This window comes from Colwellia sp., assembly GCF_013215345.1.
Taxonomy (GTDB): Bacteria; Pseudomonadota; Gammaproteobacteria; order Enterobacterales; family Alteromonadaceae; genus Colwellia.
The window spans coordinates 12,262-33,100 of sequence record NZ_JABSOV010000024.1 but is presented as its reverse complement, the minus strand read 5'-3'; the positions used below and the strand labels follow the sequence as shown (position 1 = coordinate 33,100).

Below are 20,839 nucleotides of genomic sequence, written 5' to 3'. Positions count from 1 at the left end.
CATTGCAGTTTGTTTTTTAGGATTTTATCGAGTCATTTGTGTAGTAAAGATACCTGTTTAAAGCGATAACTAAAGCCACTTGCAAATAGATTGGCCAAAGAAATCCTTGCGTTAAAAATGTTCCAGAAACGATAAAACCAATAATTCCTGCTGGCGCAGCATTCAAGGCGACTCGTATGCCTGGAGTATGATGTTCAACCTTGATTGTTTTCAGCATTTTTAAAGACATCAATAATGTGCTGACAATTAGCGCAACGAACAGCATAAAACCAACAAAACCAGATTCAGCCAGTACACCAAACCAGGTGGAATGTACGGCATGGTTTAATCCATCCCAATGGGTGCTATAAAAAAAGTAATTGTAATAAAAATTACTAATGCCTACGCCGAAAATGGGGTTATCTAGTGCCATATTCCAAGCGGCCTCCCAGGCATATAGTCTCCCCATTGCTGATTCATCTATGCCTGCTTCTGCAGCGCCGCCTGATGATCTTTTGCTGATGCCGGCAACAACAAATAAAATTATTAGAGAAAACGCTGCCCCTGAAAATAATAAAACTTTGGATCGAATGCGGTTATAGGCGAATATGCTTGCTACCGCTAAAAAACCCAACAAGCCACCCCTGCTTTGAGTGGCTAGTAGGGCATAAAATAAAATACAAAAAGTACTAAAACTAAAGAGTCGTTCAAACCTTGAAAGTGATTTCTCTAGAAAAGTAGCTATAGCGAAGGCCATGGGGTACAAAAGTACCAAGGCCAAATCATTTGGGTCGCCAAGTAAAGAGCCTACGTCTCGGCCTATAGTGACCCGAGTGCCTTCAACTAAACCAATACCATTAAGCTTGTTTGATATGGCAACCAGACCAACACAGGCGCCAGCAAAAATAAATACCCGACTGGCGGTGATAAAGTGGCTTTCGTGTCGCATCATCCAGGCAATAACAAAGGTCATTAATATAATTTTGCTGTAAACCCCGGTCCAAGCATTTGTCGCCACACCGACGTTGCTGGCAAAGGGAATCGCAAGTGTTATCAGTAAAAAGAAGAGTATTAATAAGGTAAATTGCGGACACCAATAAGGGTGAAGATTTTTACTGATTGTTGCACGTAAAAAAACAACAAATAGTGCCGCTAACGCCAGTAATAAAGGCAATTTTAGTGGCTCTAAAAAAGGAAAAACTTCATGGATGCGGAAAAATGAAAAGATGACAAAGCTTAAAACAATATAAAATGAGAAGTTGACCATACCCCATAGGGCAAAGGGAATTAACCCTATCATAATGAGGATTATTGGGTGTGGGAAAAAGTATAGCGCGAATGTTGTTAGCATTAACATAAGCACCATACTTAAAGGAGAATAAGTCATAAGCTGCCTTAGCTAATTTGCCCAAACCAGGTGGCGACAATTGCGGCGCTGATTGCCGGATATAAATAACCAAACTTGTAGGGCAGGTAGACTTTCTTTTGACTGAAGTAATAGAAAAGTCCCATACGTATGGCATTAGCAATAATGAGTGCTGCTAGAGCTCCTGCCACCATAAATAGTGGCACCAAGACGATCAATAAAAGCCCACCAAAGCCACAGGCCACTAGGTTAATGTTCATTTGTAGCTGAGAGTTTTTTTCAACGAAACAACCAAGGTTTAACAAATCGGATAACATCTTTAACAAGGTGCAAAGCAGTAGCCAAGGTAAAATTCCAATAGCTGAGTGGTAATCTACAGGTGTTAAAGTTTGAATTAATAACGGTCCTAATAGGCCAAGGCCACCACACATAAGTACGGAAATAATGGCACCGAGTACAGCAAAGTGTGCATTTATATTTTTACCATCATGCTCTTTAAGCACCGAAAACCGCTTAGGAAACCACCATAAAGTAAAAGGCTGAATAAGTAGGGTAGGGACTAAGGCGAACTTGATTGCTATGGCATAGGCAGCAATTTCTGTGGCACCAAAATGTTCGGCCAGTAACCACCTGTCCATGCCCGACAAGGTAAAAGTAGCTGCACCACCAATAAAAATGGGTCCAGCATAATATATTATGCTTTTAAGGTGTTTTATTGAGAAGCTGATGGGGGTTTCTTTTAATTGAATAATACATAAAATAATTGCAACAACGACTGAGGACACCGCCCCAGCGGCTAAAATGCTGGTGATACCCCAGCCATTAATCAACCAATAAAAAGTCAGTGAAACCTGCAACAATACTTTCAACATCGTAATGACGAAAAATAATCCTGCTCGTTCAGTGATCCGTAACCAAGTTAATGGAATATTAATTAAGCCTTCTACAGAAAGTGCTATGCCGAGTAAATAGAGTTCATTTTCGCTGATTTTTCCCGGTAAATAAGGCAGTAAATCTTTGGCATAAAAATGGAAAGTTGTATATGAAATAATACCAATGATGCCGGCCACTAATAAACATTCTGCCGCATGACGTTGCTTTTTTTCTATGCCATCCGCTAAACCGACAAAACGATATAATGCTTCAACCAAACCAAAACCTAAAACAATACAGGCGATATTAGAAAATATCACCAGCACCTCTAGGCGGCCATAATCTGCTGGTGTTAGATAACTGGTATAAATAGGCAGCATAATTAAAGCAATACCTTTCATAAGAAAAATACTGAGGCCATAAAGTGCCGATTGGTTTAATAGGCTTTTATATCGACTATTTAACATGTGACGCCCCTATTAACGCTTTGCGGTAAACATTGAAAATCTGAGGAATAACCGCGTTACAAGAAAAATTATTTCTAATATGTAAATAGCCAAATAAGGACATTTTACTTCGTTGTGTTCTTGATAATGTCTGACCCTGTTTGATGGACTCAATAAAGGCAGCTTCATTAAATGGTGCTATTAACCAGCCACTAAGATCATTGATTACCACGGATGAGATGCCACCAATATCAAAACTAATAACAGGAATTCCCCGCACAAGTGCTTCAATGGCAACGAGCGGCAAACCTTCTTCTCTACTGGTAATACATAACAGGTTTATCTTTGGCCAGTGTGGCAGCATAGATGTTACTTGCCCCGCCATTTCCACGTTGTCAGACGCAGTAGCGCTTATCTCCTCAGACATGGGGCCATCGCCATAGATTGAAAAACTGTACTGGGGTAATTGCTTGGCAAGACGAAGAAATACATCAGGACCTTTCTCAAAACTTAAGCGACCGACAAACGCTATTTTCGTTGCTGGCGTAGTTGTTGTTAATGACTGAGTCGGCAGCTCAACAAAATTTTGGATCACGTCGGCGCTTAAGTTGACTGATTTTTTGATTTGTTCAGATACACAAATACAGGGGGAGAAATGAGCCGTTATACGGTCAAGCCATGAATATAGCCTAATTTTAATATTGCCTTTCTCGCCTGAATGAAAGGTAGAAACGACCGCTTTGTTGGTTAATTTACAGCTGATTCTACCAATAATCCCAGCTTTATAGCCATGGGTGTGCACTAGATTAATATTTGACTTTTTTAAAAAGGTAAAGACTGATTTAAGACCACCGTCTAATTTTATCAGTATTGAGCGAAGGAATTGCTCAGATTCAAAAACGGGGTGCTCACCATAGTTGTTCAATAAAATAATTTGTACACTATGACCTGATTTATGCAGACCTTTGGCAAGGTTAGCAACATGAGTTTCTATGCCACCATAATCTTTACTATCGAGCAGTAACGCTATGTTTAGATTATCTGTTGTCATGGAAAACCTATTATCAAAGGTATTATATCTTGAATCTGCATAAAGTAAGCCAGTTTAAAATACGGCTTTACTAAGACTCTGACTGAGTTATAGCGCATAATTAATCGCAATATGCATTTTGGTTTTTTCTTTGCAAAGCAAACTACTAATCCACTTATCCACTCTTTGATCTTTGAGCTGTTTGAGCTAGCTGGGTTAATTGATTTGTTACAGAGCTATTGAGTAAAGCTATTTATTTTGAGCTAAAATTTAAAGATGAAAAGTAAAGTGACTTAAAGGAGTAAGGATATATTGATAGAAACAAGGCTAGTGATTACCTCCATACTTATATTGTTACCTAGCCTGATTTGGTATTTAATGCGGCAGGCTCACTCTCCTTGGTGGCTTGAAAATGCGGCTTCAACACCCTTTACTATCTTGCTTATTTATTTAGTATTGATGTTGGCGCTTATCTATTTTATTTCTTTTCAACAGTGCTTTATTTATTTGTTGGCTAATTTTATTTTAGCACTTTGCTTAAATAATTTGGTCACATTAAGTCATAGCGTAATATTCAATAATAATACCTGTGTTGACCGTATTACTATTTTTCAATTCAACATTAAGTACCATGCAGCGGACGACGAGTTAATGCCCTTAATAGAGCACCTCATTGCAGAGAAATATCATTTAATTGCCTTACAAGGCGTCAGTCAGCAGTCAAAGCTGCAATTGATTGAACACTTAAGTCCTCATTATCCTTATTTTATTCGGGGAGAAAGTCATCGTCAGCAAGTTTTTAGTGACCAGCTACTGTTTAGTCGTTATGCCTTTACTAATATTAACTATTATAAAAATGGCCACCGTTCATTTTTAATATCGAGTCGATGGCAACTACCTTTTACTACTCTCAGTTTGCACAGCTTACACCCACCTTCACCACGTAATGATGCGCTTTGGCAAATTCGAAATAAAACCTTGTACCAACTTAAAGACGCGCTTAAAAAATCAACCGGAAAACACTCATTAGTGATAGGTGATTTAAACCTTTCTACACATTCAAATAGAATAAATACTTTAAGGCAGGGTATGAATACAAAATTTGTCAATTCATGGCCGAATAAGCGTTATATTTCTCCTTTCTTTGCTTTAGCCCTTGACCATTTATGGGTGTCAAAGCCAGCAAGAATTTGTGCTCGACAACGGATGAACAAGTTTAACTGGTCAGATCATTATGCGATAAAAACTCAGCTTGATTTTAATGAATAATGTAGGGGTATTGTCTGCTAAACCGAAATGTTGAGTAAAACAATACTGGCTAATTTCTTTCTTAGCTTAGCCATTAACTCAGGGCATAGTCGATTAAGACGATGGCTTTCTCTTTGTAATTCAGTTAATAGCGATGGGTTAGTTTTATCATTTAATATCGAGCCGATTAAATTAACCTTTTTTACTTTCAGTTTTTCAATACTTTCTTGTATCAAGTTTGCTGGCGTTGCTCCAGCTTCAATCACCAGAACCGCGCCTTCACACACTTCACAAATGATCTCAGCAGGTATGTTGCTTTGGTTTAGTGATGTTAATGCTGAGGTATCAAAGATAATACAATCAAAATTAACTAGCCATTCTTTGATTGAGGCAAGTAATAAATTACTTTCTCGGTATTGTAATACATCACGAATGTTTTTCGGCGCGGGCAGTAAGCTATAACCTTTATTTTCAACGGTGATGATGGCGTTTTCAGTTGGCAGGTCAGTCATTGTTCTTCTTAGCTGCTCAGATAAAACAGGGTTAAAGGTATTCATTTCAACCAATAAAACCTTTTTACCAACAATCTGCGCTCGTTCAACAATCGCTTGCGCAATAGTGCTTTTTCCTTCTCCCGCTTTAGCGGAAGTAATTGCTAATGTTTTATAACCAGAGCCAATGGTTTGATTATAAATGGCTTCAACTTCTGCATAATGAACTGGTAATTCTTGCATATTATAACCCTCCAACAATGGCAACAATCGATACTATACTCAGCATGTCTTTGACATTATCCATAAAAACATTCCAATTACTTTGGGATACGTCAGGTACAAAAATGGTGTCACCAACACGTACCAGAGGCAAGGTGGTGAAATCTGGGTGTTCAATAAATTTTTCTAAATCAAAAACGTGGCTGACATTTTCCTCTGACTGGCTTCTAGAAATATTCACCACCATAATATTTTCTAAATCAGCTGTTTGGGTGGGGCCGCCGGATTCAGCCAAAATATCTAAAATTGTCATGTTTGAACTGAACTTGTAACGTCCTGGTTTTTCTACTGCGCCTATAATTCGAACTGTTTGTTCTTTTTTATTGTCGAGCCATGGTTTGTTTCTTTCAGGGACATAAATAGTGTCGCCAGATTTAACTCTAGGCAATAAGGTCTCATCGCCAGTTTCAAAATACAAACCTAAATCCAGAGTGCTTACTTTGCTTTTTAAATTATTACGGTGCATAATTTTTATATTATGGATATCCGCATGCTGATTTGGTCCATCAGCAGCTGAAAGGATATCTAAAAAGTGTAATTTATTATTAAAAGCATATCGCCCCGGCTGGCCTACTTGACCAAAGACATAAATGGATGACTCTTGTGATTGGCGTAACCAGCGCGCTTTATTATCGATAACATCACGTGGTCGCTCACTGATAATAATAGTGTCGCCTGCTGATACTTTAGGTAATAAAGCGAAGTCGCCGCCTTCGGTGATGAAGCTATCTAAATCGAAGGGCTCCATGCGCTTGCTCTGACCTTTTTTAATGACTCTTACTTGAGACATGTCAGCATCTTGAGTGGGCCCACCGGCATGGGCCAGAATATCAAGAAAGCTCATTTCATTGCCCCATTCATATCGGCCAGGCTTTTTCACCGCACCCATGATTCTAATCGCGCTGTCCGGTGTTATTTTAAGCCAAGATTTTTCATTCATGTCAGTTTTTTCAGGGACAAAAATGGCATCTCCTGGCGATACTGTCGGGATAGTTATTTGCGTTAAACCCTCGGTATAAGCTTGTAGGTCAAAAGCATCAACTTTCCCTGTGGTGCGAATAATTCTAATTTTTCTCGACTCGGCAAAGCGTGTTGGGCCACCGGCATTCGCTAATATATCAAAAAATTTACTACCTGCAGGCGCTTCATATGCACCGGGCTTAAAAACCTCACCCATAACATAAATAGTGCGTAAACCACTTTTTACTTCTTCTTCCTGGATGGGAATAAACAAGGTTGAGCCGGGGGTGATTTCTGGCATATGAGAAGAATCGCCGGTATCTAAATAGGTTTTTAGATCAAAAAGTTGCGGAGTGCCGTTGTTAATCACGCGAATGTGTTCAACGCCAGCATAGCGTGTTACGCCACCTGCTCTCATTAGCATATCGACCACGGTATTACCTTGCTTAAAAGAAAATACCCCGGGTTTAATAACTTCACCAAAGACTTTAATCGCTGTTTCGGACTCAGAGCCATCACCACTTGCCGATAAGGTTGCCGCATCGAAATCCATTTGCACATTGCCAATTAAAGGGGAGGCCGGTACAAAGATGACATCTAAGGGTTCAATTTTAGGTAAAATTGAAAAATCCCCTGTGTCTAAATATTTTTTATAATCAAAGGTTGTGATTTGTCCTTGACGATTTAACTGTATTCTATCTAGTTGGGCGCCGGAACTTGCACCACCGGCTTTTTGTAGCGCCATTTGTATGTTGCCGTCTTGGGGTAAATCGACCATGCCAGGGACGTTAACAAAACCTAACACTTGAATAGGTACGCGCCTTTCAATTAAATAAATTTTAAAATTATTGATGGCCCGATATTCTTGGCCTAAGCGTTTGGCTAGATAGTCATCTGCTTGCGCTAGCGTTTTACCGGCAATGGACACTTTACCTACTTCAGGTAAATTGAGCGTACCATCGCGTTTTACTTGAAAACTGTTTTCAAACTCGACTTCACCGGGGATTTCAATTTGTAGTACATCACCAGGGCGGATGATAATTTCTGCTGCTTGAACATGGCTCATAACAAATATACAGCTCAGCATTGCTATTAGTAATTTAAACATGGTCAATTCCCTATATGTTACTTTTTCCGTGGGTATCTAAAGATAAGGTGATCGATGTATAGCGATTAAAAACTCTTGCAGCATCACTTTTCTCAACTTCCCTGATGTTTTCTTCACCCTTGTTTTTTATAATGATTTTTGAGGGGTTAATGCCTTTATCGGTAAAGTACTTTGCTACGTTTTGCGCTCTTCTTTTACTTAGTTGACTGTTATATTCACTGCTGCCTATCGTGTCTGTATGGCCACTAATGAGCAATGTGGAGTTTGGGTAACGCTTAATTAATTCAATCAGTTTATTGAGTGAATGATGATATATGGGTTTTATTTGGTCTTGATTAAAATCATGCAATGCTTCAGTAATTAGTATGTGCTTTTCTTCACTAGTCTCTTTCGATTTAGGTTCTGATTTCGCAAGTACGGGGTTTTCACATTGATTAAAATCTCCCTCATCATACCAACGCTTAAGTATTATTTTTTTGTTGGTATAGCCACAACCTAATTGACCATTTATGTATTGATTTATACAGTGAATTTTACGAACTTGCCGGTCTAGTTGCAGCAATGTTATAAAAGCATCTTTTTCCATGCCGGCATTATGTTCTGCGTTTGCTCGCGCTAAATATGTGTGTGCAATAGTTAACTGACCGGAAATACAGGGTTTAGCTTCTTGTTGCTCCAGTAACAAGAGTTGGGATGCTGCGCTGGCAATATAAACTCGCATATGAATTTTGTCTAAACCTCTCGATGTTTCAACACTAGCAAGTAAGTTGTTGTGGTAATCTGTTGTTTTGGTTGCACTACAACTAGATAAAGCTATGGCAGTGCATAGTGATAACAACACAGACTGGATAACCATTAGCTGGCAACTTGCAAGTTAGATGACGCTTCTAAGTAACAGTCGATAGTGGGGTAACAGTCTATGGTTTTATCTAGAAACAGCATTTGAAATAGCTCTAACGGTTGCTGTGTTAAACCCATGACGGAGACACTAAAGCCTTTAGCCACCATTCTTTTATATAAAAAAACGATTGCGCCAATGCCTGATGAGTCGATAAAAACGACCTGATCGAGATCGAAGATGATATTTGTACTCAGTGTACTGTACATTTCTATATCCTCTTTCATGTCTCTTACTGTATCTGCATCAAAATCACCGTGGAGTTTAATAATAAAATCGTTATTTATTTTATAAGTTTCATTTAACATAACAGATCCACCATTTAAGTTAATATACAGTTAGTTGAGCAATGATCGAGCCAATAAAAATATTCATATTTATCAACTGACTAGTTGTGGTGGGAACCGTGTAACTTAACAGGAAGGCAAAATAGAATGCAAATTGCGAATGATAATTTTGTAGTGAAAAATGCCAGTGACAAGTTTAAAAAATGCTGGGGAAATACGCATAATAGCTAGGTGTAGTCAGTTTTATTACTAGCGCGTTTCAGCTAAGCATAAAATGAGCTAGCTCGGCTAGTTTGTTCGGCTAGTTTTTTTTGCTTTAGTATGGCTTAATTAATTCGAGTAACTGATCTCGATAAAAGGGCTGTTGATGCCTCCCGCTAGTATCTGCAGGAAGATCAGCGATGGTGTAAGGTTCACATAAGTCGGTAAAATGAGAAACGCGATGGCGAGGTATTAAAGAATGCACCGTTTTTGTTAAGCCAAGTTTCCTCATGAAGCCAAGTTGGTAATGTGTTTGGTCGTATTGGTTATTAAATTCGTCTTGTACATTGGTAATGAAATAAATCTTTAGTTTAGTGTTGTGATTAATAACATCAATCACAGCATCCATTAATAGGCTAGGTAGGGTACTGGTATAAAAGCTGCCTGGACCAAGAAATAGGATATCGGTATTTTCTAAGGTATGTAAAACTTCTTCACTCGGTTTAACTCTTGGTGTTAAAGCCAATGTGTTAATGCCTTGGTTTACGTGATCATCAACCGCAACTTCACCGACATAGCAATGATCAGCACAATGGCTAACTAGATGAGTTACCATATCAGACATAGGTAAAATGTTGGCTTTAATGCCTAAGTATTCCCGCATCACCTGCACAGTTTCGGTAGGTCTGATACAAATAGAATCCACAGCGCAAAACATTAAATTTCCTAAGCTGTGTCCGGATAGGTCGCCTAGTTTATCGAAGCGGTATTCTAATAACAGTGATTTAGTTGATGCCGCTTTAGATAATTTTGATAAACAATAGCGAATATCCCCCCAAGAAATTGTATCGCAGCTCTCCCTTAAGCGGCCAGTAGAACCACCATTATCTGTGGTACTGACAATGCCAGTTAGACTAACAAAGTCAAAATCATTGATAGCTTCTAACAGACGCCCTAAACCGTGGCCGCCACCAATACAAGTCACATTAATCTTAGTCATAGGCTTAATCTTATCCCTCAATCGCATGTGGTGTTATATCCGCTTCGCTAAATTATTACTTAATCGACTGTCTTGCCCTTATTTATTTTATCAGTGCACAACAAGGTCAAAAACAGTATGAAAGTGATATTACTGCCCGCGACCTAACACCATAATAATTATCGTTTTAAAAATAATTTTTAAATCCATTAACAACCATCTATCTAGTTTAGTAAGTGATAGCGAGTATGCAAAGTCATAAGCTATTTTAGCTTTAACATCGTCAATGCAAGTATCATAACCTTGGTACACTTGTGCTAAGCCAGTAATGCCGGGCGTCATATCGTAAATACGCTCAGAATAAAACGGGATAGCTTTTTCTAGTTTTATTACTATTTCAGGTCTTTCTGGTCGAGGTCCGATAAGTGACATTTCACCTTTAATGACATTAATAAATTGCGGCAGTTCATCAAGCCGGGTTTTTCTAAGTAGCCTACCGAAAGAAGTCAGTCGACTATCGTTACTTGTTGCCCAAACAGCACCTGAACTCGCCTCGGCATTATTAACCATAGTGCGAAATTTTATCATGTTGAAATGCTTCACCTTGCCCGCTTTCATTTTTCCTACTCTTAACTGACAATAGAATATAGCTCCGGGTGAAGATAACTTTATCATCAGGGCTATCACCCCAAATAAGGGCAGTGTTAATAATAAGCATGTGATGGCAAAGGTTAAATCCATGGCTCTTTTAAGCAGTTTAATGCTTGGGTGAACAAAGCTATTGTGTTTCATAATATTACCTATATTTTAGTCCAATTCTTTTTTTGTAAACCGAAGATGTACTTTAAAGATCCCTTTAAGGCGACCCAGTAACCATTAACTAAATAGCAGATTAGCTTTAATGCGGCTAACTGAGGTGATATATGGAATAAATTAATCAGCATAACCAGGCTATATAAAAAAACTTGGCAAACAAATAGTGATAAGAATACATAGTGAACCGAGACAAGATAAATATTACTGACAAAGATAACCACTAAAATAAAAGGCGTGATTGCTCTTAACGCTTTGCCAGAGGCGAAATTTATCGCATTCCAGCCATACTTGGGTGATAACAAAGGTAACAAATAGACCAGTTGCTGAAAATTTCCCGCTGCTATCCTTAAACGCCTGCTCATATCTTGCTCCAAATTAACTTGTTCAAGTTCGATGGCAACAACTCTAGGCTCATATATCACGCGATAGCCGAGTTTAATGACATTCATCGGGATTAAAAAGTCATCATTAATAGTATCTGCAGGAACCTCTTCATAACAAGACTTCCTGAGTGCATAAAAAGCACCGTGAGCGCCAAGCACACTAGCAATAGAACTTTCTCTTGCTTTAATCATAGATTGATAGCGCCAGTAGTATTGTTCACCCACGGTGCCTTTTTTAACAAACTGATATCCGCCTGAAACAGCACCAACAGCAGGATTTTTAAAATGACTATCTAACATCAGTAGGCTATTTACCGGTAATAATGCCGAGACATCACTAAAGACAATATTGTCAAACTGTGCTTTGGCGACACCATCTTTAAGCACTGCAACTTTACCGCGATTATCTTTAAAGTTTACCAGTTGGTAGTTTAAATCAAGACAAGCAAGCTCATTAAGGGTTTGTGAAGCTATGTTATGGGTGTCATCACTACAGCCGTCACAAAGTAAAATTAATTCAAATCGATCGTTTGGGTAGTCAATGAAACTTAAATTTCTAATTTTATCGGCAATAAATTTAGCTTCATTAAAAGCAGGAATGATAATTGAAAAACAATTTAAATTGTTATCATCAGCACTAAAAATATAGTGACGATTTTTAATGATAGGAGGAATGTTTGTCTTATTCTTAGTCACTTTCTTGAGTACTAGCGGATAAAGTACATGGTGATAAATGACTAAAAATATAGCAATAGCTAAGATATATACCATTATGATGTCTAACATAGCTTACACCTTAAATCAGCTTGCGTTAATGAAACATATTGCTTAATCATCTGGTCAAGAGAACGTTGTTTTTCTATGAATATTCGCGGTGAATAATGACTTTTTTGGTTTAGTGAACTTAGCAGGGCCTGCGCTAGCAATGTCGGGTTATTAGCTTGAACAACTCTACCTGTTACACTACAGATGGCTTCTTTGCAGCCGCCAACGTCGGTTAATACCGCAGGTATTCCACAGGCTTGGGCTTCCATAGGAGACAAGGGGAGTCCTTCGTTATGTGAGGAAAGACAAAAAACATCAATTAATGGGTAAAATGTGGTCATATCATCAACATGACCTAAAAAGAAAACTCTTTTTTCTAATTTTAACGTAATGACCAATTGCTGTAACTTTGCTTTTAAACTGCCAGTGCCAGCGAGTAATAAACCAATATTTTTAGGCAGATTATGAACAGCTTTTATTAATACATCATGAGCCTTTACTGACTCTAGTCTAGCGGCACAACCAATATACTTCAACTCTGCAGGCAGACCCGCTTGTTGTAATAACAGCCGCTTACTCACTGTCGAAGGTTTAAATTTATTAGTATCGATACCATTAGGGATGACCACTGGGTTTAATGATGGCATTAAACGGTTAACTTGCTCGGCAACAAAGTTAGCGTCAGCTACATAGATAGGACGAACCAAACTGACAATAAGCCTCTGTAATAATCTCGCTTTAAAATCGGCTAAATGCCAAGCATCATGCTCAGTATGTATAATATGAGCAACCTTTGCCTGTCTTGCTGCAACGCCACCATAGATTAATGGCCCTATATGGTGAGTGTGTACATAGATAGGTTTAACTTTTTCGAAGAATTGCTTTAATTGGGTAAAAATATTGGCTTGCCAACCGGGTTTTTTATTTAACATATGGATAAATTCTTTAAAGCCATCAATATTATTCCAATAACATTTAACGTTTTGTTTTTCTAAAGAAATAATATGTACATCAAAAAATGGTTGTGCAGCTCGCTGAAATTCTAGCGCAAAACTTTCGATCCCACCGGGTTTTAAGTGTTGTACAACATGAACTATGACGGGTTTCATAAGTCTTCTCCTAAGTCTTTCATACTTGAAAAAGGCTTTACTCCAATTCGTGGCAGCCGGGTTATTACTGGGGCCGAGGTAATTAATTCTAGTTGATATCTTGCACGGATAGATGTGTCAGCTAACTCAGCGAATAGCGCTAAACCGCCACCTAAACATATGCCGCCAATAATTCCGGCTAATAAAAATATATAAAGCGGGAAGTTAGTCGGCGAGCTAGGCTGGTATGGCTCGTCGATTATTTTTATTCTTTCTGGTTGTTCAAACTTGCCAAGGGCGCCAGTTATTTTTGCTTTTTCATATCGATACAGTAAATCACTATATAAATCCCGTTTAACCTTAAGGTCTCTTTCAAGCGCTAACAGTTGCCTTTCCATTTCACCGGTGCCAGCAAGAGACGCTTTTAGTATTTTGGTTTGCTTCTCTATAGAGTTAATCTCTTCTTTGATTTTTTCTACGTTACTGTCGGCAAATTGTAATTCTTGTAATTGTGATACTAATAATAAGTTTTGATTGTTATCCACTTCACCATCTTGCATGCGACTGGCTATTTCCCATAAACGATTTAAATCCACTTCGGTTATCTTGTATGATGCTTTGCTTTGGTTTACTCGTTCATCTTCAAGCTGTGATAATTTCCTCAGTGCTGTTTGTACTTTGCTATGTCGTCCAGTGTAGCGTGAACGCAAAATAATTAGCTCGCTTTTGGTTTTTACTATGCTTTGTTCAATTTCACTCATCACCGGATCTACTTGAGCAAGCCGAGTACGAATGGTTCTTTTAGCGGCAATAGCACCAGATAATTCAATTTTTTTCTGTTCGAATAACATGCTTAATTGACTGAACCTACTACTATTTGCACTATAAAGTCTGGGTAAGTGCTCAGCATTGTATTGTTTGAAATTAGCCAACCTAAACTCAGATTCTTGTAAGTCGGCCATTTTTAAGGCTAATTGACTGCTTAGAAATGATTCCGACGCATCTATTGCGGATAACTCAGGCGCTAACAGCGTTTCTAAAAACCTTGCTCTAACTACCCGTAGGACAGCAATGATATTTTCGGGTGAGTCAGTTTGGTAAACAAGTTTTACTAAATCTTTACCGATTAACTGTACTTTAAGTGCCGCGGATAACTTTTTAACTAATTGCTCCTTTTGCAAGTCTGTTGAATGCTCATCGATTAGCGCTAAATCTTTCGCGACATTAATTAACATATGTCGACTATGGAGTAAGGTATCTAAAGTAGTTATTCTATTTTCTAAATCAGTGGATATTGATAAGTCCTCAAGAAAAGGGTTCATCTTGGCACTTTCTTGTACCAATATTGTGGTGTGTGCTTGCCACGTTCTTGGAGCAATCAAACAAGCAATTATCGCGATTAATGGTAATGCTATTGCTGGAAATATAATTAAATAGCGATGACGCCATATCGCCGATAAAATAAGGTGAATATTTATAATGACTGATGTCGTCATGTTAGGCTCCAGTAACTAAGTTAATAGTGTCGTTTTCTAACTTAGGAGCAAACTTAATGGTGATCTTGTTATTAAAATGACGAATATGCAGGCGCAGTACTTCAGCCCGCTCCATGGAAAGTGCTAATTGATGGAGCATATTTGTGCCCTTAGCGGGCGCAATGTTAATGGTGATGCTTTGTTTGTTGTTCACTATTAGGCGGGTGATTTTTATTTTATCCGCGTAATTTAATTCGGTATTATGCAAATCATAGCTAAAAGTGTACTGCTGTTCGGCTAGCTTTTGTGAAAAGCGTAACGCTTGGATACTAGTCAAAACTTCTTTATTAACGGCTTTATTGTTGGCGCGGTTTTCTTCTTGTTCGATTAAGGCCAATGAGTCACTTATCGAGGTCGAAATACAGCCAGTACAAGTAAGCAATGTCATAACAAAAATGCAATTTAATGGCATGCTTTTCATCTGCTATCCCCTTCGCTATTGATACACATGTTAACTCTTACCTTATTTACCTTAATATATTCAAGTTATGAGCCATATTGTAAGTCGTTGTTAATAAGTTTCTTTTTCTTTTTGTTTTACTTTTTGTTAGCGGTTTGTGAATTGCTTTTGCGTTACGCTTTTCAAAATGCAACTAGGTTAAGTTGCTAGAGTAGATAAATAGGGCGGGAATGAGGGGATAAAATCTATTTTTTTAAAGAAAACCAAGGGAAATACTAACAAGAAGGTCTTAACTCAGTATCTTTCATGGGCTTGCTACCAGGAGGGTATTTTCGTGGGTAGAGGTATAACTCAAGGGTAAATATCTTTACCCATCAAAGATGCGTGTTGCTCAAGCGCTTCTTTGATAGGTTTAAAATCACTTTATACCGGGTTAAATAATCAAAGCCTAGAATGACTATGCTTAAAATATTATCCTTGCCTAAAATTATTTTAATTCCTACTGAAATCCTGAAATTTGAATGGTAACAGGTGTATTTATCAAAAAACTATTTGCCAGTTATGGCCTGATTCAGCAATATCCCAGTAAGCATTCATTACTTTGGCGTCACTTTCCATTGGCCAAATTTGGGCTATTAACTGTAGCTCCACCACGCTTAAGGATAAAGTAAACTCTTGCGTTTGTGAGGTGATGGCTGTTCTTAATTTACAACTTTGGTAATTGATGGTTATAACATTATCTTCATTGGTAAAGTCTGTGCAAATATTAATGAAGTAATCGATAGTTGCTGTAGGAGCTACAGGTAAGGTTACTGTTAACTTAGTACCGGAAATAAAGTTAAAGTCTGGCGTGCTAATTAGCTCACTGGTGGCGACAATGTCTGTATTGGTCTCTGGGGTTGTGCTGCTGGTTGGCGGAGGGGTTTCCTGCACTGTACCCTGTACTATCTCAGTACCATCGTCATCGCCACAACCAAACAGTGTCAGTGTTAACAATAAAGCTGTAATGATATGAGTTTTCATAATTTGAATTCCTTGTTGCTAGTCTTGTTTTAAATTGTTTAGTTTTTGCTTTGTTAATACAATTTCGAATTAACCGCATTACTTTGTGAAAACCAGTCGCTGGAATTATTACCATTACTTTCGATGAATAATTGAAAGTCGGGGTATGCATGTAAAATGTCAATCATTTCGCTGGGGTGCTTCCATTCTTCTTGTGAACCAGGGTTGATCGCCAGTGCCCAGGGTAAACCGTTGCTGGTTTGATATTTATTTTCTCCATCTAGTTGAGTTCTGTCTGCTGCCATGCCAAACAACGATAGATCCGCTTTAGATGTTGGCAGTTTATTTTTTAGGTGAACTTCTAGTCCTCTACCAGGATGAAAGAAAAGGTCGCCATGGTAAGTCCCTTCTTTAGCAAATATAAAGGGGTTATAGGGAGCTTCTGGAAATTGTTCAAGGGCAATGGGGCTGATAAACGGCACTGTTACGCTAAAGGTCATCAAAGATGAGTTACTGCAATTACTCTCCGTTCGATAATATAAACAGTTTTGGGTTAATTGAATGTGACTGCGTAAATCATCAGTAATATTAATCACTAAAAATTGTATATCTTCTTCTATGGCACTGACCTCTTGCAAAACACCATTGATTTCAAAACGCACTAGGCTGGCATCGACATTACTAGGCAATATATTATCTAGTTGAATGGCAAAGCCATTTTGATAAGAGGCACCTAACGCTCTTACTTCACCTTGAAATTCTATTTGTTTTACTTGGCCGGTATCGGTTAACAATAATGATGAATTTTGTAAAATAACCACATCATTCATATCGTAATCTCCTTGCTCAGGCCAACTATCCTCAAAAGCAAGGTAATACGGGGTATCTTGAATTTGACTATTGCCTGAATTCGTCACGATAACACGGTAGTCTTCCACTTCACCGTCAGATACGCCACCACTGACTGCAACCGCAGCTACGGTGGTAAATCTTGCTCTAAGCCACGTAAAGCCATTTAAGGCAGTTAAAGGTGTATTGACCAAAATAACGTCAGTGGTATTTTCTAAAAACTTGTCAGTGATGAGCTTTTCATCGGCTGAAAATTGACCGTCACGATTCCAATCACCCCAAATATTAAGAAAGCCAGCCCCTGTTGCTTGTACTTGAATCAAACTATCGCTACCAGCTAATAAAGGGGTTAAGAAAACGATGCCGTCATCTTCATCGGTTTTAGGGTAAACATTGGCATTATGCTCAGTGGTTATACTCGAGCCTAAATACAGTTCACTTATGCTATGCCTAGCACCGTTACTAAACAAGGTTGTGCCATAACTATCTGGGGCATCACCATAATCCACTGTTGCGGGAATAGACTCGTCAACAATCGGCGCCACAGCACAGCGGGCTCCATCATTTTGTGAGGCACTAGGGCCATAAGCGAATAACGTAGCGGTTGGGTTTGCGTCAGTCACGTCAATAATAAATACATAACCGTCACTATTTCGACTGATATATAATTTGCCATCGACATCAAAATAAATAGCGCCAAATGTGCCTTGTTCACCGACATTCCCTAGCGAATTTGCTATGCCGGTATTTACATCTATTTGGTGTAGTAGGCCATTTTTATCAACGGTGTAAAGAAAGTTATTGATGGGGTGAAAAGCAAAATCATAAATGCTTAACGACAAGGATTGCCCATCAATAACTTTACTGACTTGAAGGTAATCGACAGATTGTTCGTCTAAAGAAACCTTATAGAGACCATATGCTGAGCCTTTTTTATAAAAATAATAGCTGTTGTCATTGAGTGCGACATCACCAACATAAAAATTTACTCCGGGATTGTTGGCTAAGGTAATAGGCGTAGCTTGGTAATCATCGCCAATGCGAACTAAAGTGCCCCATTCATAACCCCAACCATAAATGTAATTATCATGAAAGTTAAAACCAATGGCGTTTATTTTGTCATTAGTCCCTAAATCACCAGATAAGAGCGAGTAATTCCCTGTCACTAGGTTTACCCCATAAAGTTGTGCGACTTGTTGTTGCATTAGAAACGCTTTAGAAGGGCAACTTTCGAAAGGGGCAGCAGTGACAGAGCCGTGATAAAGTATCAAGAAACTGAAAAAAGAAGCTATAAAAGCACACTGAATATTTTTTAAATACATCATAAAAAACTCCCTGCATTGTTTCTTAATACTATGGTTATTGTCACCGTGGTTATTAATACCTTAATTAGTAACACTGTGATTATTAACAAGCATTGCAAGGAGTGTTCCGTTATTTTTTTGTATCGTTTATCAGTGAGTTAGGTTTTTTTTGTTTTTTTTTGATAATGGCAGTTGCAAACTGCAAAGCACTATTGATATCAAGAATCGACTGAGTTAACTTGCTAGCAATAAAACAGAGCAGCAAGTGTTTATACCCGTTACCAATCAATATGCATGTTTCAGAGTGCTTGAGTATTTTCAATTCAAGGCGCTGTGATGAAGTAATGGTCATTCCCTTATAAATCACAGCAACGAAGAAGTTATATTACTCAAGCGCTTCTGCGATGGTTTTTAAATGACTTTATACGGCGTTAAAGAACAAAAATATAGAATAACTATGTTTACGTTCTTCTCCTTGCCTAAAGTCATTTAAATTCCCACTGAAATCGAGCACTTTGAATGGTAACGGGTATATATGTATTTTGATATTAGTGCTGATAACTAGTCGTCTTTCGCCTTAGCTATCAGCTTCCCCTTCAATTATTTACCAGCCGAGCTTCTTCCTATAAATAGTTGAAGGGCTCACTTCTAGCATAGCCGCAGCTTTAGGGATATTACCCTGACAATGTAATATTGCCGCTTCAATAGCATCTTTTTCTACTTGCCAAAGTGGTTGAATCGCTGTGTTGTTTTTTACCTGACCGTTAGTTGTATTATGATGGGAATCATTACTTCCCATAACTGGTTGAGCTAATTGAGGCAATACAGGTTGAATAGCAGTATAATTTTTTACTGTAGTAGATAATGATTTTATTATCATTTCCGATTTTATTTGCTCGCCACTGTTTAAAATAACCATGCCATGAATGACATTTTCTAATTGACGTATATTGCCGGGCCAGTCATAGGCGCAAATTATTTGAATGGCGTTACGAGAAAATTTTCTAAAATGTTTGTGCTCGATTTTACTGTGTTTTTTCAAAAAGAAATTAGCGAGATGCACTAGATCTCCTCCTCGCTCTCTTAATGGCGGTAAAGCCATGGTAATAACATTAAGTCGGTAATATAAATCCTCTCTAAAGTCACCTTCTCTTACGGCACTACTAATGGAGTTGGAAGAGGCCGAGATAATTTGCGCATGAAATTTTAATACCTCATTGGTGCCTAATGGCGAGAATTCTCGCTCTTGCACCACGCGTAATAATTTAGCTTGCAAGGGTTTAGATAATGTCGTTATTTCATCTAAAAATAAGCTGCCTTGTTTCGCGGCAGAAAATAAGCCTTCTTGGTTGGATATCGCGCCGGTAAACGCTCCTTTAGTATGACCAAAAAGTTGTGACTCAATTAAGTTCTCACTGAAATTAGCGCAATTGACCGCAATAAATGGTTGGTCTTTATGATAACTTTCAAAGTGGCAAGCTTTAGCGACTAACTCTTTACCGGTACCGGTTTCACCGGTAATGAAAATGGGCGCATTGGTACTTGAAGCGTGCCTTATACTATCAAATAGCTCATGCATGGTTTCATCTTCAGCCACCATACCGTGAAAGTTAATTAACCCTGTCATTGGTGTGTTGTCGTCACTAGGCATAACATTTACTTTTCTACTGAGCGCCTTATCGACCACAAATTTCAGTTCTTTATTGATCCAGGGTTTGCAAATGTATTTTTCGACTACACCAGAGCTAAATGCGGCGGAAACAAGATCAAAATCTTGGTAGGCGGATAAAATAATGCGTTGTGATTTGGGCCAGCGATTTCTTATTTTCTCTAATAATTCGCAGCCATTCATGTCGGGCATATGCTGATCTGAAATAACCACATCAGGTTGATTTGTCTGGCAATATTCTAGCGCTGCAAGTGGCGAGTTAAAGTCAATGATAGTAGCTTGAGTATTATATAAGGCTCTTTTTAATGCTTGCAATATATTGTCATCATCATCAACGAGCAGTAATACGGGTAGTGCTGAACTATTGTCTTGATTTTCCATCATCGCATGCCAATTTCAGAATATGTATTTATTAATAATAGGATAAATTTGCAATTTAATAGGCGTTATTTGCAATTTGCGTCTTTTTTTAACATAGTTAAACTATAGTGATAATTAATAAAGCTTTTTATTAAAGCTGTTATAAATAAGTGACCGACTTGGAAACAGTGTGGGCTTGCTAGGGAAGAATAAATGGACAAACCTTCATTACTAATACTTGATGATGAAAAGGAAGTACTGAACGCGCTAAATCGTGTGTTACGCAAACATTTTCAATTGTATTTGTTTTCAGATGCTAATGAAGCCATTGGCTTTTACCAAGATAATCCTAATATTCCGCTGATCCTCACTGATATGAGAATGCCAGTAATGGATGGGGCAACCTTTTTAGGGAAAATCATTGACATTAATCCGCACTGTAAACGTTTCTTGTTAACGGGTCATGCCGATATTAACTTAACGGTGACAGCGGTAAATGAAGGGAAAATCTGTCATTATT

The 20,839-nt window shown here is 38.3% G+C and carries 18 protein-coding genes; 2 read left to right on the top strand and 16 right to left on the bottom strand.

All coding sequences use genetic code 11. The annotated features are described in order from the left end of the window. Nucleotides 1-16: 16 nt before the first annotated feature. From HRT50_RS05315 to HRT50_RS05305, 3 genes are read right to left on the bottom strand one after another with little or no spacing between them, the layout of a single operon-like run. Nucleotides 17-1,366 carry an O-antigen ligase gene (locus HRT50_RS05315; protein WP_291612089.1) on the bottom strand — a complete coding sequence of 450 codons (1,350 nt, stop codon included), beginning with the start codon at nt 1,364-1,366 and terminating at the stop codon, nt 17-19. 8 nt (nt 1,367-1,374) lie between these two features. Beyond that, nucleotides 1,375-2,685, bottom strand: a complete 1,311-nt coding sequence (locus HRT50_RS05310; RefSeq protein ID WP_291612087.1) for a lipopolysaccharide biosynthesis protein — start codon at nt 2,683-2,685, stop codon at nt 1,375-1,377. Then, a complete protein-coding gene (locus tag HRT50_RS05305) occupies nt 2,675-3,715 on the bottom strand; it encodes a glycosyltransferase (RefSeq protein WP_291612085.1) in 1,041 nt (346 codons plus the stop codon). Before HRT50_RS05305 ends, HRT50_RS05310 begins: the two co-directional genes overlap by 11 nt. A 357-nt stretch (nt 3,716-4,072) precedes the next feature. Here HRT50_RS05305 and HRT50_RS05300 point away from each other — a divergent pair, with 357 nt between their 5' ends. Next, entirely contained in the window at nt 4,073-4,963 is an 891-nt protein-coding gene (locus HRT50_RS05300; RefSeq protein ID WP_291612083.1) for an endonuclease/exonuclease/phosphatase family protein, read from the top strand. A gap of 17 nt (nt 4,964-4,980) precedes the next feature. On the opposite strand, the gene HRT50_RS05295 is transcribed toward HRT50_RS05300, so the two are convergent. The 13 genes from HRT50_RS05295 to HRT50_RS05235 all read right to left on the bottom strand — a co-directional run bounded on the left by HRT50_RS05295 (nt 4,981) and on the right by HRT50_RS05235 (nt 20,343). After that, nucleotides 4,981-5,676 (bottom strand): hypothetical protein, encoded by a 696-nt coding sequence (locus HRT50_RS05295; protein ID WP_291612081.1) that lies wholly within the window; start codon nt 5,674-5,676, stop codon nt 4,981-4,983. Between the two features lies 1 nt (nt 5,677). Then, nucleotides 5,678-7,783, bottom strand: coding sequence for an SLBB domain-containing protein (locus HRT50_RS05290; RefSeq protein ID WP_291612079.1), 2,106 nt, complete (start codon nt 7,781-7,783; stop codon nt 5,678-5,680). Between the two features lie 10 nt (nt 7,784-7,793). Beyond that, entirely contained in the window at nt 7,794-8,639 is an 846-nt protein-coding gene (locus tag HRT50_RS05285) for an OmpA family protein (RefSeq protein ID WP_291612077.1), read from the bottom strand. Next, nucleotides 8,639-8,989 carry an STAS domain-containing protein gene (locus HRT50_RS05280; RefSeq protein ID WP_291612075.1) on the bottom strand — a complete coding sequence of 117 codons (351 nt, stop codon included), beginning with the start codon at nt 8,987-8,989 and terminating at the stop codon, nt 8,639-8,641. Before HRT50_RS05280 ends, HRT50_RS05285 begins: the two co-directional genes overlap by 1 nt. Before the next feature lie 295 nt (nt 8,990-9,284). Continuing rightward, the gene (yvcK, locus tag HRT50_RS05275) at nt 9,285-10,169 is read right to left on the bottom strand and encodes a uridine diphosphate-N-acetylglucosamine-binding protein YvcK (RefSeq protein WP_291612073.1); all 885 of its coding nucleotides are present in this window, start codon (nt 10,167-10,169) and stop codon (nt 9,285-9,287) included. Between the two features lie 129 nt (nt 10,170-10,298). Next, nucleotides 10,299-10,940, bottom strand: coding sequence for a sugar transferase (locus HRT50_RS05270; RefSeq protein WP_291612071.1), 642 nt, complete (start codon nt 10,938-10,940; stop codon nt 10,299-10,301). 8 nt (nt 10,941-10,948) lie between these two features. After that, the gene (locus HRT50_RS05265; protein WP_291612069.1) at nt 10,949-12,133 is read right to left on the bottom strand and encodes a glycosyltransferase family 2 protein; all 1,185 of its coding nucleotides are present in this window, start codon (nt 12,131-12,133) and stop codon (nt 10,949-10,951) included. Beyond that, the gene (locus HRT50_RS05260) at nt 12,127-13,221 is read right to left on the bottom strand and encodes a glycosyltransferase (protein ID WP_291612068.1); all 1,095 of its coding nucleotides are present in this window, start codon (nt 13,219-13,221) and stop codon (nt 12,127-12,129) included. The genes HRT50_RS05265 and HRT50_RS05260 overlap by 7 nt, the downstream gene beginning before the upstream one ends. Next, entirely contained in the window at nt 13,218-14,696 is a 1,479-nt protein-coding gene (locus tag HRT50_RS05255; RefSeq protein ID WP_291612066.1) for a Wzz/FepE/Etk N-terminal domain-containing protein, read from the bottom strand. The genes HRT50_RS05260 and HRT50_RS05255 overlap by 4 nt, the downstream gene beginning before the upstream one ends. A 1-nt stretch (nt 14,697) precedes the next feature. Next, nucleotides 14,698-15,156, bottom strand: coding sequence for a hypothetical protein (locus tag HRT50_RS05250; protein WP_291612064.1), 459 nt, complete (start codon nt 15,154-15,156; stop codon nt 14,698-14,700). Nucleotides 15,157-15,675: 519 nt separating this feature from the next. Then, nucleotides 15,676-16,158: a hypothetical protein gene (locus HRT50_RS05245; protein WP_291612062.1), complete on the bottom strand. Its 483-nt coding sequence runs from the start codon at nt 16,156-16,158 to the stop codon at nt 15,676-15,678. A gap of 53 nt (nt 16,159-16,211) precedes the next feature. Beyond that, nucleotides 16,212-18,191 carry an LruC domain-containing protein gene (locus HRT50_RS05240; protein ID WP_291612060.1) on the bottom strand — a complete coding sequence of 660 codons (1,980 nt, stop codon included), beginning with the start codon at nt 18,189-18,191 and terminating at the stop codon, nt 16,212-16,214. Nucleotides 18,192-18,894: 703 nt separating this feature from the next. Continuing rightward, nucleotides 18,895-20,343: a sigma-54 dependent transcriptional regulator gene (locus tag HRT50_RS05235; protein WP_291612059.1), complete on the bottom strand. Its 1,449-nt coding sequence runs from the start codon at nt 20,341-20,343 to the stop codon at nt 18,895-18,897. A gap of 189 nt (nt 20,344-20,532) precedes the next feature. Here HRT50_RS05235 and HRT50_RS05230 point away from each other — a divergent pair. Beyond that, the coding region (locus HRT50_RS05230; protein WP_291612057.1) for a response regulator at nt 20,533-20,839 on the top strand (307 nt) is incomplete at its 3' end.